General features: G+C 48.1%; 16 protein-coding genes. 3 read left to right on the top strand and 13 right to left on the bottom strand.

Annotated elements, in window-relative coordinates; all coding sequences use genetic code 11:
- Positions 1–38 precede the first annotated feature (38 nt).
- The 8 genes from atpE to mioC form a co-directional block, all read right to left on the bottom strand.
- Complete coding sequence (atpE, locus tag EOE67_RS07390; protein WP_127698398.1) at positions 39–272, bottom strand: F0F1 ATP synthase subunit C; 234 nt, start codon at positions 270–272, stop codon at positions 39–41.
- Positions 273–331: 59 nt separating this feature from the next.
- Positions 332–1,126 carry a F0F1 ATP synthase subunit A gene (gene atpB, locus EOE67_RS07385; RefSeq protein WP_127698397.1) on the bottom strand — a complete coding sequence of 265 codons (795 nt, stop codon included), beginning with the start codon at positions 1,124–1,126 and terminating at the stop codon, positions 332–334.
- A 2-nt stretch (positions 1,127–1,128) separates the two neighbouring features.
- Positions 1,129–1,521: an ATP synthase subunit I gene (locus tag EOE67_RS07380; protein WP_127698396.1), complete on the bottom strand. Its 393-nt coding sequence runs from the start codon at positions 1,519–1,521 to the stop codon at positions 1,129–1,131.
- A gap of 128 nt (positions 1,522–1,649) precedes the next feature.
- Positions 1,650–2,540: a ParB/RepB/Spo0J family partition protein gene (locus EOE67_RS07375; protein WP_127698395.1), complete on the bottom strand. Its 891-nt coding sequence runs from the start codon at positions 2,538–2,540 to the stop codon at positions 1,650–1,652.
- Between the two features lie 23 nt (positions 2,541–2,563).
- Positions 2,564–3,358 carry a ParA family protein gene (locus tag EOE67_RS07370; protein WP_068069424.1) on the bottom strand — a complete coding sequence of 265 codons (795 nt, stop codon included), beginning with the start codon at positions 3,356–3,358 and terminating at the stop codon, positions 2,564–2,566.
- Between the two features lie 13 nt (positions 3,359–3,371).
- Positions 3,372–4,049, bottom strand: coding sequence for a 16S rRNA (guanine(527)-N(7))-methyltransferase RsmG (gene rsmG, locus EOE67_RS07365; protein ID WP_240652741.1), 678 nt, complete (start codon positions 4,047–4,049; stop codon positions 3,372–3,374).
- A 33-nt stretch (positions 4,050–4,082) separates the two neighbouring features.
- Positions 4,083–5,972 (bottom strand): tRNA uridine-5-carboxymethylaminomethyl(34) synthesis enzyme MnmG, encoded by a 1,890-nt coding sequence (gene mnmG / locus EOE67_RS07360; RefSeq protein WP_127698394.1) that lies wholly within the window; start codon positions 5,970–5,972, stop codon positions 4,083–4,085.
- Positions 5,973–6,604: 632 nt separating this feature from the next.
- Positions 6,605–7,042, bottom strand: coding sequence for an FMN-binding protein MioC (gene mioC / locus EOE67_RS07355; RefSeq protein ID WP_127698393.1), 438 nt, complete (start codon positions 7,040–7,042; stop codon positions 6,605–6,607).
- Between the two features lie 163 nt (positions 7,043–7,205).
- On the opposite strand from mioC, the gene EOE67_RS07350 reads away from it, so the two are divergent.
- The 3 genes from EOE67_RS07350 to EOE67_RS07340 all read left to right on the top strand — a co-directional run bounded on the left by EOE67_RS07350 (position 7,206) and on the right by EOE67_RS07340 (position 10,261).
- Positions 7,206–9,029 carry a DEAD/DEAH box helicase gene (locus EOE67_RS07350; RefSeq protein WP_206099509.1) on the top strand — a complete coding sequence of 608 codons (1,824 nt, stop codon included), beginning with the start codon at positions 7,206–7,208 and terminating at the stop codon, positions 9,027–9,029.
- Positions 9,030–9,181: 152 nt separating this feature from the next.
- Positions 9,182–9,625 carry a thioredoxin TrxC gene (gene trxC, locus EOE67_RS07345; protein ID WP_127698392.1) on the top strand — a complete coding sequence of 148 codons (444 nt, stop codon included), beginning with the start codon at positions 9,182–9,184 and terminating at the stop codon, positions 9,623–9,625.
- Positions 9,626–9,721: 96 nt separating this feature from the next.
- A complete protein-coding gene (locus tag EOE67_RS07340; protein WP_127698391.1) occupies positions 9,722–10,261 on the top strand; it encodes a YbhB/YbcL family Raf kinase inhibitor-like protein in 540 nt (179 codons plus the stop codon).
- A 93-nt stretch (positions 10,262–10,354) separates the two neighbouring features.
- Here EOE67_RS07340 and mnmE read toward each other — a convergent pair whose 3' ends face one another.
- From mnmE to rpmH, 5 genes are all read right to left on the bottom strand, one after another.
- A complete protein-coding gene (mnmE, locus tag EOE67_RS07335) occupies positions 10,355–11,719 on the bottom strand; it encodes a tRNA uridine-5-carboxymethylaminomethyl(34) synthesis GTPase MnmE (protein WP_127698390.1) in 1,365 nt (454 codons plus the stop codon).
- A gap of 152 nt (positions 11,720–11,871) precedes the next feature.
- Positions 11,872–13,518, bottom strand: a complete 1,647-nt coding sequence (gene yidC, locus EOE67_RS07330; RefSeq protein WP_127698389.1) for a membrane protein insertase YidC — start codon at positions 13,516–13,518, stop codon at positions 11,872–11,874.
- 8 nt (positions 13,519–13,526) lie between these two features.
- A complete protein-coding gene (gene yidD, locus EOE67_RS07325; protein WP_082971936.1) occupies positions 13,527–13,784 on the bottom strand; it encodes a membrane protein insertion efficiency factor YidD in 258 nt (85 codons plus the stop codon).
- Entirely contained in the window at positions 13,736–14,107 is a 372-nt protein-coding gene (gene rnpA, locus EOE67_RS07320; RefSeq protein WP_127698388.1) for a ribonuclease P protein component, read from the bottom strand. Before rnpA ends, yidD begins: the two co-directional genes overlap by 49 nt.
- A 19-nt stretch (positions 14,108–14,126) precedes the next feature.
- Positions 14,127–14,261 carry a 50S ribosomal protein L34 gene (rpmH, locus tag EOE67_RS07315; protein WP_082971935.1) on the bottom strand — a complete coding sequence of 45 codons (135 nt, stop codon included), beginning with the start codon at positions 14,259–14,261 and terminating at the stop codon, positions 14,127–14,129.
- Between the last annotated feature and the right edge of the window lie 245 nt (positions 14,262–14,506).

Here is a 14,506-nt window from a genome sequence, read left to right as displayed (position 1 = left end):
TAATTACCAAAAGTAAAAGTTCTGTAGGATGTCTCAAATTACATCGCAAACAGCATGTACAGACCAATCGCTACACCGATCATTGCGATCGCATCGATTAAACCTGCAACAATAAACATTTTACCTTGTAATGAAGGCGCTAATTCTGGTTGACGAGCAGCAGACTCCAGGAATTTACCACCTAAAGTACCGAAACCAATTGCAGTACCTAAAGCACCGAAACCGATTAACAGAGCAACTGCGATCAATTTTAAACCTTCTGCCATTTCCATGATTTTCTCCAAGTTTCTAAAGTTAAAGTTAAAGTTAAAACGAAATCTTTGTACCTAAATTAATGCTTCTCGTGCGCCATACTCAGGTAAACCACTGTCAGCACCATGAAGATAAAGGCTTGCAGTGTAATAACCAGAATGTGGAACATCGCCCATGGGAAGTGCAGGGGTAACTGCCACACGCCAAGCAAGGCAATCAGGATGAAAATAAGTTCACCAGCATACAGGTTACCGAATAACCGCAGTGCCAAAGACAGTGGTTTCGCCAGCAGCGCTACAATTTCCAGAATGAAGTTGAACCAGTACAACCAAGGGGTGTTAAACGGTTGGGTGGTCAGTTCTTTAATAAAACCGCCTACGCCTTTGATTTTGATTGAGTAACCGATCATCAGAATAAACACACCCAGTGCCAGGGCGATGGTCATATTCAAATCTGTGGTCGGTACGACTTTCATATAAACATGTGCCGGATCATAACCCATAGCACCGCCAATCAGTTGCGCTGAGTAAGGAATGAAGTCGACCGGAATTAAGTCCATCAGGTTCATCAGGAACACCCAGACAAAAATCGTCAGGGCTAAAGGCGCGATTACAGCGCTTTTACCATGAAAGGTACTTTTGACGGTGTCGTTGACAAATTCCACAACCATTTCAACGGCGCATTGCCATTTGGTCGGGACACCGGCGTTGGCTTTTTTTGCCACTGCACGGAAGGAGAACAGGAAAATAAGACCTGTCAGAATTGACCAGCCTAAAGTATCAACATGCCAGGTCCAAAAACCTTCGCCGACACTCCAGTTGGTCAAGTGGTGGGTAATATACTCTTTGCTTGTAAGCTCAGCACCAGATGCCATCGTTAGTCCCAATTATCGTAGTTAATCAAAATCGGTAAAAACACCTGTAATATCAACGCGGACACTAGTCCGGCAAAAAATAGCCAATCGACTATTACAGCATGTTTCAGCACCGCCATCACCAGCAGTGCCATCAATAAAAATTTGAAGGTTTCGCCGCGATAAATGGACTTCAGGATCAGTTGTAATTGATCAGTCCCTCGAAAACGAAACACATACCACGTAAACACACAATGGGGCAAAACTACACATAACGCGCCGTAAAACGCCGATTTTGCCGCTAAGGCATCAAATGCCCAAAAAACCATTGCTGCGATGGCAGAAGCCGCAGCCAATTGCGACAAAAATGTTATTAAAATCAGTTTGTAGCGCTGTTTTGACGTGGCTAAAATCAACGAATACCACCCGAAAAAAGCTTAATTATCAACGCAAAAAACTCGCGCAAGTATACTTAACTGCCTTATTTTTGCAACCAAAAGCGGCGCCACAGCTATATTTGTCGGTATTTTAGTAACCCGACTGCTTAAATTTCAGTCTCTGCCACCCCAAGCTTGGCCAGAATTCCATCAAGCTCAGCCAGATTGCTATACCCGATCACCAATTCGCCTTTGCCTTTTTTGCTGTAGCTGATATGCACTGGCGCAGCAAACTTTTCACTCAGCGTTTGCTCGAGTGCGGCGACATCCGGATCTTTTACTTTTGGCTCCGCCGGTGGCAGTGGCTCCAGAATGCGCCGTACCAGAGCTTCAGCTTCCCTTACGGTCATCTGCTTTGCCGCGATCACGCGACCAGTATCGGATTGTTGTTCTGGCGTTAAGGTCAGCAGCGCCCGGGCATGACCCATTTCGATGTCACCATGTTCCAACAAGGTTTTGACATCATCCGCCAGCTGATTTAACCGCAGTAAATTGGTCACAGTAGTTCTGGATTTACCCACCGCATCAGCGACTTGCTGATGGGTCAGTTCAAATTCTGTCGATAACCGCTGCAGTGCAACCGCTTCTTCCATCGCGTTTAAGTCTTCGCGCTGAATGTTCTCTATCAGGGCAATGGCAACAGCAGCTTCATCCGGTACGTTTTTGATAATACAGGGTACTTCAGCCAGACCGGCGATCTGACTGGCACGCCAACGCCGTTCACCGGCAATAATTTCGTATAAGTTATCCGCAACCTGGCGCACGACTATCGGCTGGATCACGCCTTGAGCGCGGATTGAACTGGCTAAATCTTCCAGCGCGTCCTGCGACATGTCTTTACGCGGCTGGTATTTGCCTGGTTGTAAAAATTCGATCGGTAATTTTTGTAGCTCGTGTGGATGACTTTCAGCCGGCGCAACATTGCCTGTTGCTCCCGGTCTGCCATTGGTCAGTAATGCATCCAGACCACGTCCTAAACCCCGTTTTTTTACCGACATCTGTTCACTCATTCCTTCAAATCTCAAACTGGGGCTGTGGTTTTGACGACTTTTTTATCGGCCCGTCGTAATATTTCACCGGCCAATGCCAGATAGGCTTTGGCTCCGGTCGAACTTTTATCGTAGTACATCACAGGTGTACCAAAACTTGGCGCTTCTGCCAGCCGGACATTGCGTGGGATCACGGCGCGGTATACTTTTTCACCAAAATGTCGTTTTAATTGCTCAGAAACATCATTGGCTAAGCGGTTGCGCGGGTCATACATGGTGCGCAAAATGCCTTCAATTTTCAGATCGGCATTGATCACTGACACCAGCTTATTGATGGTTTCGACCAGTGCGGTTAGCCCTTCCAACGCATAATATTCACATTGCATTGGCACCAGCACCGAATCGGCAGCGGCCATCGCATTGACCGTCAGCATGTTCAGTGAAGGCGGACAATCGATAAAAATAAAATCGTATTTATCGCGATGATCTTTTAAGGCATTACGCAAACGCAGTTCACGTGCGAATACATCAAGCAACCGAACTTCAGCCGCGGTGACATCGGAATTCGCAGCCACCAGGTGGTAACCACCGGCGGTTTCAGTGACAACCACTTCTGGCAATGGTTTTTCTTCAACCAGTAATTCATAGGCGGTGGCGGCGACTTCGTATTTGTCCACGCCGCTGCCCATAGTGGCATTGCCCTGTGGATCCAGGTCAATTAACAATACTTTGCGTTTGGTAGCGGCCATAGAAGCGGCCAGATTTACTGCGGTGGTGGTTTTGCCAACACCACCTTTCTGATTCGCAATTGCGATGATTTTTCCCACAGTACTCCCTCAATCAATCAGCCTGAATTGCAACCTTCTGCACTATTTTTTGCTCTGTTTTTTGCTCTGTCTTCTGGACTATGACCAAAAAACGCTGGCCGTTCAGCTCAGGCACCTGCAAAGTTTCACTGGCGACAACTTTAACAAAATCAGGCAAAGCTGCAATTTCTTCCTGCGCTTGAGCGCCTTTCATGGCGAGAAACTGGCCATTGGTAGCCGGTAAATGTGCGCACCAGCCGATCATATCACTTAACGACGCAAAAGCACGACTCAACACCACGTCATATCCTTGTTCCGGCTGATGGTCTTCAACCCTGCTTTGCAATGGTGTGACATTTTTGAGCCCCAGCTGCAATTTCACCTGGTTTAAAAACCGGATCCTTTTGCCAAGGCTATCGAGCAAAGTAAATTGTTTTTCCGGAAAACAAATCGCCAGCGGGATCCCAGGAAGACCAGGGCCAGTGCCGACATCGATAATCCGTTCGCCCTGAATATATGGCGCGACCACCAGGCTGTCCATGATGTGTTTGACCAACATTTCTTCCGGATCACGGACCGAAGTCAGGTTATAAGCGCCGTTCCATTTGTCCAGCAGTTGCACGTATTGCACCAGTTGCTGGAGCTGTAACTCTGACAATTGCAAACTGGTTTGTGCCACCAGTTTCGTTAAATTTTCCAACAAGTGGTTCATGTATTCGCCATTAAAATATTTACAATCATCAAGTTACGCAGACTTTCGCAATAAACCCTGTTTTTTCAGATACACCAGCAACAACGAAATAGCGGCTGGGGTAATACCCTGAATGCGTGATGCCTGGCCAACCGTTTCCGGCAATGACTGATTCAGTTTCATTACCACTTCGTTGGATAAACCCTTCACCACCGAATAATCAAACTGAGTTGGCAAACGGCTGTTTTCATTACGTTCGTGTTTGGCAATCTCATCTTGTTGGCGATTGATATAGCCTTCGTATTTGATCTGAATTTCAACTTGTTCGGCGGCTGCCGGATCCAGCAAAGCCGGGCCGACCCCCTCGATCGCCATCAGATCCAGATAATTCACTTCCGGACGGCGGATCAGATCTTCCAGACTTGCTTCACGGCTTAACGGTGTTTTCACCAGTGCGTTCACCTGCGCCACCGCTGCATGTTGCGGATGGATCCAGTTCTGTTTCAGACGTTGGCGTTCCAGTTCAATTTGTTCCATTTTGATATTAAATGCTGCCCAGCGCACATCATCTACCAAACCCAGTTCACGGCCTTTCGCCGTTAAACGGGAGTCGGCATTATCTTCGCGCAGCATCAACCGATATTCAGCCCGGCTGGTAAACATCCGGTACGGCTCTTTGGTGCCCATGGTCGTCAGATCGTCCACTAACACACCGGTATAAGCCTGATCGCGGCTTGGGATCCAGGCGTCTTTTTCCTGAACCAGTAATGCGGCATTGAGGCCAGCCAGCAAGCCTTGTGCACCAGCTTCTTCGTAGCCAGTGGTACCATTGATCTGGCCTGCAAAGAATAAACCTTTGATAAATTTAGTTTCGAGTGATGTTTTTAGATCTCTTGGATCAAAGAAATCATACTCGATGGCATAACCAGGGCGGGTGATATGCGCATTTTCCAAACCTGGAATTGAATGCACCAACGCCAGTTGTACATCAAACGGCAAACTTGTTGAGATCCCGTTTGGATAAAGTTCGTGGGTGGTTAAACCTTCAGGTTCGATAAAGATCTGATGTTTATCTTTATCAGCAAACCGATTGATCTTATCTTCAATCGAAGGACAGTACCTTGGCCCGACGCCTTCAATCACGCCGGTATACATGGGCGAACGATCCAGGCCACCACGGATGATGTCGTGCGTTTGTTGATTGGTGTAGGTGATGTAACAAGGAATTTGCTGCGGGTGATCGCTGACCTTGCCCATAAACGACATCACTGGTACTGGGGTATCACCAGGCTGTGGCTGCATTTTGCTAAAATCGACACTGCGGGCATCAATCCGCGGCGGAGTACCGGTTTTTAACCGACCAACCCGGAAGGGCAGATCCCGTAACCGTCTCGCCAGTGCAATCGACGGAGGATCGCCAGCACGACCGCCACTATAATTTTCAAGTCCAATATGGATCTGGCCGCCTAAAAAGGTTCCAACCGTCAGCACCACAGTTTTGGCAGTGAACTTCAGGCCCATTTGGGTTACAACACCACAAACCTGATGATTTTCAACGATCAGATCATCACAAGCTTGTTGAAAGATCTGCAGATTTGGTTGGTTTTCTAAAGTGGTCCGAATGGCTGCCCGATATAACTGACGATCGGCCTGGGCACGTGTGGCACGGACTGCTGGGCCTTTTGAGCTATTCAGTGTGCGAAACTGGATCCCGGCCAGATCCGTCGCTTTGGCCATAGCACCGCCTAAAGCGTCAATTTCTTTAACCAGATGGCCTTTGCCAATACCACCGATCGCTGGATTACATGACATTAAGCCTAAAGTTTCGACGTTATGTGTCAGCAATAAAGTCTGCATGCCCATGCGTGCCGCTGCCAACGCAGCTTCGGTGCCGGCATGACCACCACCGACCACAATCACATCATAACTCTGTTGGAACAACATATTGGCCTCGGGTACTTCAAGCTGAATGCTAAAAAAGGGGCACGTATTGTAACTGGATCTGCCCTGAAACGGAACGACTAAAATTCGATCACGATCCTTGAGGATCTCTTTAAATATTTAAAGATCTTTATTTAGATCTTCTTATTACTCTTACTATTAGAGAAGCCATTTTAGGTGGATAAGCTATTTTTAGCCCTGAGGATCAAGATCTTACGAAAGATCTAAACTGTGATCTGATCCGGATCCACTGCGGTTGATCCTGTGTTTAAGTCGCCTACTTATACACAGACCGGATCTCGATTAATTTGATGCAGAGGATAATACCAGCATATACACCTACTTATACCTTAGTTATGCACATTAATTATTTAAATGCTCCAAAACTGTGGGTAACCAGGTATAGCTTGATCATAACCAGGATCCGGCTTTTATCACGCTTTTATCAGATTGATATTAAGAGTTTGATTTTACGGAAGCTGATACTGCAACCAGTTGATTGTGAATTGCTGCAATCAACTGGTTGACTTGTTTAAGACATCCAGTTTCTGGAAAGTGACTTGTGTATTTGGCGGGCTGAAATGCCCGCCTTTTTTTATTCGATCACGCCGATTGTTGATGAAGTGAAGTGATTTTTAGCTTATTAATGTCATAAACTGTGGCAACCAGGCCAGCGCTTGATCCTCCGGCAAATCGGCTGTCAATACATCAATATCTAACTTTATACCCAGGGCTGTTGCTTGCTTAGCTGCCAGTAAGGCTTCGATTTTCCGACCTGCCAGACAAAAAGTATCATAGCTGGAATCACCTAAAGTGATCACGGCATAGGAAACTGTGGTAAGATCACTTCGATCTTGTGCTAATTGATCCGCAAAGGGTTGGATATTGTCGGGCAGATCACCCGCACCGTAGGTCGAGGTGATCACTAACCAGGTAGAGTTCCTGGCTAGTTGTTCTAAATCGGGTGTCAGATGCAGCCTGACTTCATAACCCGCTTGTACCAGTGTATCAGCTACTTGTTCTGCAGTGTATTCCGCTGCACCCATTTGGCTGCCCACGAGGATCTCAATCATCTGTCAAACCTATGTCAGTAAAATGATTGGCTATACTACTGGAATAAAAACGTGCAAAGCCATGCTTTTTGTACGTTTGGGGTATTTTTACAGCAAAGCAGGCTCTGTAAAACTACAATAGCACAACCACCATCGCCTGCGTGTTATTGAGGTTTTACAATATATGTCTGAGTCCCTGACTTTTTCCCAGCTCATGCTGCCGGAACCCTTGTTACGTGCAGTAACAGAATTGGGTTATGAAACTCCATCGCCTATCCAGGCGGCGGCCATCCCAAAACTGTTAGCGGGAGAAGATTTACTGGGTCAGGCGCAAACCGGTACTGGTAAAACAGCCGCCTTTGCGCTGCCACTGTTAGCACGGCTTGATCCGTCGCAAAATGAACCACAAATTCTGGTATTAGCACCAACCCGCGAACTGGCTATTCAAGTGGCTGAAGCCTTCCAGGCTTATGCCCGCTTTATGCCAGCCTTCCATGTGCTGCCTTTATATGGCGGTCAAAGTTACACTAACCAGCTGAAATCGTTAAAACGCGGTTCGCAAGTCATCGTTGGTACGCCAGGTCGTATCCTTGATCACTTAGATCGCGGCACCTTAAAGCTGGATAAACTGCGTGCCATCGTGCTGGATGAAGCCGATGAAATGCTGCGGATGGGCTTTATCGATGACGTGCAAACCATTATGGATGCCACGCCAGCCGGTCGTCAGGTTGCGATGTTCTCAGCAACCATGCCTTCGCAAATCCGTGCCATTGCGCAAAAGCATTTAAAAAATGCGCATGAAATCAAAATCGAATCTAAAACCAGCACTGTTGAGCGTATTTCTCAGCGTTATGTGATGCTGGACAGCAATCAGAAACTGGACGCGTTAACCCGCGTGCTGGAAGGTGAAGAATATGATGCCAGCATCATTTTCGTCCGCACCAAAAGTGCCACCGAGGAAATTGCCGAAAAATTAGGTGCTCGCGGTTATGCTGTAGCTTGCCTCAATGGCGATATGAACCAGGCCAACCGCGAACAAACTATTCGCCGCTTAAAAGCCAGCCAGATTGACGTGATTGTGGCGACCGACGTTGCTGCCCGTGGTCTGGATGTGGAACGGATTAGTCTGGTTATTAACTATGACATTCCATACGACAGTGAAGCATATGTGCACCGGATTGGTCGTACTGGCCGTGCTGGTCGTGAAGGTAAAGCGATTTTATTCGTGTCACCACGTGAACGCCGTTTACTGCGCACTATTGAAGTTGCCACCCGTCAGCCGATTGAAAAAATGTCGCTACCAACCGGTGAAGTGATTGAACAACGTCGGATCGAAACTTTCCGTGCCACGCTTGCCAACACCATCGAAGCGAAAAACTTAAGTTTCTTCCAGGACTTAATCAATGACTGGCGTGAAAAGCTGGAAACAACCGATGCTGATTTAGCTGCAGCTTTGTTGTTTATGGCGCAAAAAGATCAGCCGTTAAACGTGGCCAAGCAGTTCCCGGAAATCCGTGAGCCGCACGCCCGTGGTGACCGTCCGGATCGTCCAGCTGAGCGTTCAGGCGAACGTCCAGCGCGTTTTGAGCGTGGTGATCGTCCAGAACGTTCAGGTGACCGTCCAGAGCGCGCACCACGTCCACGTCGCGAAATGCAGGGTAATTACAATACTTACCGCATTGAAGTGGGTAAAGAGCATGGCGTTCGTGCCGGTGACATCGTTGGTGCAATCGCCAATGAAGCCAATATCGACAGCCAGTTCATCGGTAACATTAAACTGTTTGATCATTTCTCGACTGTTGAGCTGCCGGCAGATATCCCAACCGAAATCTTCCAGCACCTGAAAAAGGTTTACGTGCGTAAGCAAAAGCTGAACATCAGCGTGGATACCGGCAGTGCTGCTGGTGAACGCACTGAACGTCCAGCCGGTGAACGTCGTCCTTCATCAGCGCCAGCTGGTGCCGGCTCACGTCCAGGTGCTGCACCGAAGCGTCGTACCCGCGAGTAATACCCTGAGTCACATCGGCAATTAAGATGTACTTGCATGAAAAACCGGCTTTGATGCCGGTTTTTTTATGTGTATGAATTAGCGACTCCCATCCTTGAAGCGATAGTGGTTCAACCCCAGATCAACCAAATTAGCCTTACCGGAGAATTTTGATGATTATTGCCTGCCCGCATTGCGCCGGATTAAACCGGATCCCGGCTGAAAAGCTAGCTGCTGCACCGGTTTGTGGTAAATGCAAACAGCCGTTGTTCAGTGGTCAGCCCGTGGACATTACCAGCGCAAACTTTGCCAATCTGGTGCAAAAGTCTGAATTACCGATAGTGCTGGATTTCTGGGCCAGCTGGTGTGGACCTTGTCTTAATTTTGCGCCGGTATTTAGCCAGGCTGCGCGCGAGCTGGAGCCAAACTTCCGCTTTGGCAAAATTAATACCGAACAGCAGCAACAATTGGCAGCGCAGTTTCAGATCCGATCTATTCCCACTTTGATGTTGTTTCAACAAGGAACCATGATTGCGCAGCTGGCTGGCGCTTTGCCGAAGTCTCAGTTTTATCAGTGGTTACAACAAAATGCGGCAAAATTAAATTCAGTCAGCTAAGGTTGTGCGGTGACGTTTGCGGCATGTTGATTGACTTGTTTTATATTGCAGTAAGCGTAGTGATTGCAGAACCTAAAAAACATCAAAGGAAACCCTATGAAACCATTATTCGGCGCGCTGGCTCTGTTGGCGACTTCGTTATCAGCCAGCGCGATTGAGTTATCCAGCCCGGATATTAAAGAAGGTCATTTTATGGCCAATACTTTTGAATTTGCAGGTTTTGGTTGTGCCGGCGGCAACAAATCTCCGGCGCTACAATGGAAAAACCTGCCGGCTGGCACCAAGAGTATCGCCATCACTGCTTATGACCCTGATGCACCCACCGGCGCTGGTTGGTGGCATTGGTTAGTGGTTGATATCCCGGCCGATACCCAAAGTCTGAATCAGGGCGCTGGCTCTGCCGGTGGAAAAATGCCTGCGGGTAGCCGTAGTTTCAACAATGATTACGGTATCAAAGAATTTGGTGGCGCTTGCCCGCCAGCTGGTCACGGTATGCATCGGTATCAGTTTACGCTATGGGCGCTACCGGAAGCGAAACTGGCAGTGCCAGATAACGCCAACGCTGCAACTATTGGTTATATGCTCAATGCCAGTGCGCTGGCGAAAAAGACCTTAACCGCGACTTATGCCCGTTGAAGTTGATGGGTCTTTTGCAAAAATGAACAACGCCGCAATTTGATGCGGCGTTGTTTTAGAGAGTGTTCCAGCTGTAGCGGGTTGTCAGCGTGCTTATTTTCCGATACAAAAACTCGAAAATATCCGTCCCAGTAAATCATCGGAGCTAAATTCACCGGTGATTTCATTCAGTTGCTGTTGTGTTAACCGCAGCTCTTCTGCTAATAGTTCGCCTGCCAGATGATTGTGCAGTTGATATTCACCAATGTCTAAATGCTCCATTGCACGTTGTAAAGCATCCAGGTGACGGCGCCTGGCGATAAAACTGCCTTCGGTGCAGGCCTCAAAGCCGATACAGGCTTTGAGATGGTCGCGCAGTGCATCGATGCCCTGATTGGTCTTCGCAGAAATGTGAAACACCGGGGTATCACCTTCGCTATTGGCACCGATTTGCTCACCGGTTAAATCCGCTTTATTGCGTACGACCGTCACCCCAAGCGATTTTGGCAATCGTTCAATAAATTCCGGCCAGATATCTTGTGGGCTGGTGGCGTCGGTGGTGGTGCTGTCGACCATAAACAACACCCTATCGGCCTGCAGAATTTCCTGCCAGGCGCGCTCGATGCCAATCTGCTCGACTTTATCGGTGGCTTCACGTAGTCCAGCAGTATCGATGATATGCAGCGGCATCCCGTCGATATGGATGTGTTCACGCAGTACGTCACGGGTGGTGCCAGCGATATCGGTGACAATCGCTGCTTCCCGGCCTGCTAAAGCGTTGAGTAAGCTCGATTTACCGGCATTCGGGCGGCCGGCAATTACCACTTTCATGCCTTCGCGTAAGATACTGCCTTGGGTGGCTTGTTTTTGAATGCCGGTTAAATCGCTGATGATGCTGGCCAGATCGCCGGCCACTTTACCATCTGATAAAAAGTCGATTTCTTCATCAGGAAAATCAATAGCCGCTTCGACGTACATCCGCAGGTAAATGACTTTTTCCACCAACGCATGGATTTTATTGGAAAATTCACCCTGCAATGACTGCATGGCAGAACGGGCTGCCTGTTCAGAGCTGGCGTCAATTAAATCGGCAATGGCTTCGGCCTGGGTTAGATCCAGTTTGTCGTTTAAAAAAGCTCGTTCGGAAAATTCACCGGGGCGGGCGATACGCACACCGGTTAGCTGCAACAATCGCCGTAGCAGCATATCCAGCAGCACCGGTCCGCCGTGGCCTTGGAGTTCCAGCACATCTTCACCAGTAAAAGAATTCGGGCCCGGAAAATACAGTGCGATGCCCTGATCTAAAACGGCACCGTCCGCGTCATAAAACGGCAAATATTCAGCCGCACGAGGTTTTGGCAATCGATGGAGCACCGCTTGCGCCACTGCTTTGGCCGCTGGGCCAGATACCCGCAAAATGCCAACGCCGGCGCGTCCGGGAGCTGTTGCCTGAGCGGTGATGGTATCTGTGGTGTACATACAAACCTCGGGTTGTGAGTTGCTGAAGTTGTGGCTGGAGGCTGACCGTTCAACAATGGCTGCTGCTATATTCTTGGTTTAAAAAACCATCCTGGCCAATAAAAAATGCCCATTTTCAAAATGGGCATTTGCAGGCGGGTAAGCAAAGCTTGTTATTTGGCTTCGCGCACGTACAAGCCTTTTTTCTCCATACCACGGTAGATATAGAGCATCTGACCCAGTGATACTAAGTTACTGACGACCCAGTACAATACCAATCCGCTTGGGAACCACAGGAAGAACACCGAGAATGCGACTGGCATCCACAGCATAATCTTCGCCTGCATTGGATCGGTAACGGTCATCGGCGTCAGTTTTTGCATGATAAACATGCTGATCCCGTAAAGTACCGGTAACACGTAGTATGGATCTTGTACCGATAAGTCCGTGATCCACAGCATAAATGGCGCCTGGCGTAATTCCACACTTTCCACAAACACCCAGTACAGCGCCAGGAAGATCGGTAACTGAATGAGCATCGGCAGACAGCCACCCATCGGGTTTACTTTCTCTTTGCGATACAGTTCCATCATCGCCGGACCCATCTTCTGACGGTCGTCTTTGAAACGAGCTTGCAGCTCATCGATTTTTGGCTTCAGATTGCGCATCTTCGCCATCGATTCGTACTGCACTTTGGTCAGTGGGAACAAAGCGCCTTTGACCAGTAAGGTAATCGCGATAATCGCGATACCCCAGTTGCCAACGATCCCGTGGATAAATTGCAGGAACCAGAACAGCGGTTGCGAAATAAACCACAGGATGCCGTAGTCGACGGTCAGATCCAGACCATTGGCCAATAATTTCAGGTTGTCCTGATCTTTTGGACCGGCATAAAAAACTGCGTTGAAAGTTTTGGTTTCGCCAACCGCGATACTGGATTGTGGACCTTGTGCGCCAATAACGCCTAAATTTCCTGACACTAAGCTGTATAGCTGGTTAGTATCTTCGGCTTGTGGAACCCAGGCTGCAACAAAGTAGTGCTCCAGCATACTGACCCAACCGCCTTTGGTACTCAGGCTGAGGTTGGCATCGGCCATATCTTCAAACGAGAATTTTTCGTAACGTTGTTCAGCAGTTGAGTAGGCACCACCACGATAGACCGGCATCATCATGTTGCTGCCTTCGCCATTATCGATGGTTTGGGCGAAATGATAATAAGGTTGCACGACTTTGCTGCCGTCGCCCTGGTTGGTGACTGAATATTCGACCCGGACATCATATTTGCCAGCAGTGAAAATAAACCGTTTTTCAATCAGTAAACCATTGTGCTGTAACGTAAATGGCACCACCAATTCAGCCTGACCGTTGGCCAACTGATAACTGGTTTGAGCAACCTGATAGGTTTGACGTGGGGCTTTTTTGTCATCCGGACCATCACCGAGTAAACCGGATTGCGCCACGTATTCAAAGCCATTCAGTTGACGCATCAGCTGATAAGAAGAAGGGTTCTCCTGTGATACGGTAAAACCTGGCAGTTCCAGGCCAACAATATCACCCCCTTGGGTGTTGATTTTCACCGTCAGCACATCAGTTTTCACTTCAACTAATTGCACTGCACTCGCGGTGGTGACTGCAGCAGCTGGCGTCGTTGGAACTGCACCGCTTAACTGCAAATCAGCCGACGTGGTGGTGGTTTGGGTGGCTGGTGTAGCTTGCGTTGCAACAACCGGCTTCGGACCATAATCAACCTGCCATTGTTGCCATAATAAAAAACTGACTAAGGCCAGGGCAATAACTAAAAAACTGCGTAGCGATTCCATGTGTGGGCTTATCTCTTTGGCTTTTCCGGAACTGGATCATCACCACCCGGATGTAAAGGGTGACATTTTAATAGGCGTTTAGTGGTTAACCAACAGCCTTTTATTGGACCGAAGCGTTCTAAGGCTTCAATCGCATAATGCGAACAGCTGGGGTAGAAACGACAACTGGGACCAAACAATGGACTAATACAACGCTGATAGCCTGTTATTGCCTTAATTAAGACTTGGGCTGAAGTGCGAGGTACTGGCGGGAGATTTTGCTCCATAACCGCTCCAGTTGTTTGTGTAACTCTTCATTATCCGTGTTGCTGATATCACCTTTCACCATCAAAACCAAATCTACCGGCGGTAGCTGATGCTGATGTAAACGAAAACTGTCGCGGGCACAACGTTTGATACGGTTGCGTTGCACGGCTAATTTAACACGTTTTTTTGCGATCGTCAGACCAATACGCGGGCTAATAGAAGAATTAGGTTTACAAAGGATGGTGAACAGAGGAGACGCAACCCGGAATGGGTTCTGGAAGACATTGTCGAATTCGCGGGGAGTTAACAGACGTAACTCCCTGCTGAAGGTATAGCTGACCACGCAGCGCTTTATAATCTGACTAGACTGTTAAGCGCTTGCGGCCTTTAGCACGGCGACGCGCTAATACTGCACGGCCATTTTTAGTAGCCATACGTGCACGAAAACCGTGAACGCGAGCACGTTTTAAAACGCTAGGTTGAAATGTTCTTTTCATAACTTCGTCCGTCCGGTCGATATTTACTAAGGTTTATCTGTGTTTTAGTAAAGTACCAAAACGCAGCGATTTCAAAAGAGCGCGAATTTTAAGGACTAAGTGGGTATTTGTCAATGCGATCCTTGGTTAAATAACGATCCGATCCTTGTATTTGCGCTGATCAGTCAGAGTTTTCCACAGGCTGGCATCTGTCACGGGATAAAATGTGAATTAAATGCAATTTATACCGTCGATATTTCCGAATC

Source organism: Rheinheimera riviphila, assembly GCF_004005945.1.
Lineage (GTDB): Bacteria > Pseudomonadota > Gammaproteobacteria > Enterobacterales > Alteromonadaceae > Pararheinheimera > Pararheinheimera riviphila.
Note: the sequence above shows the minus strand (reverse complement) of the source record. Positions and strands in the feature narration are given on the sequence as shown.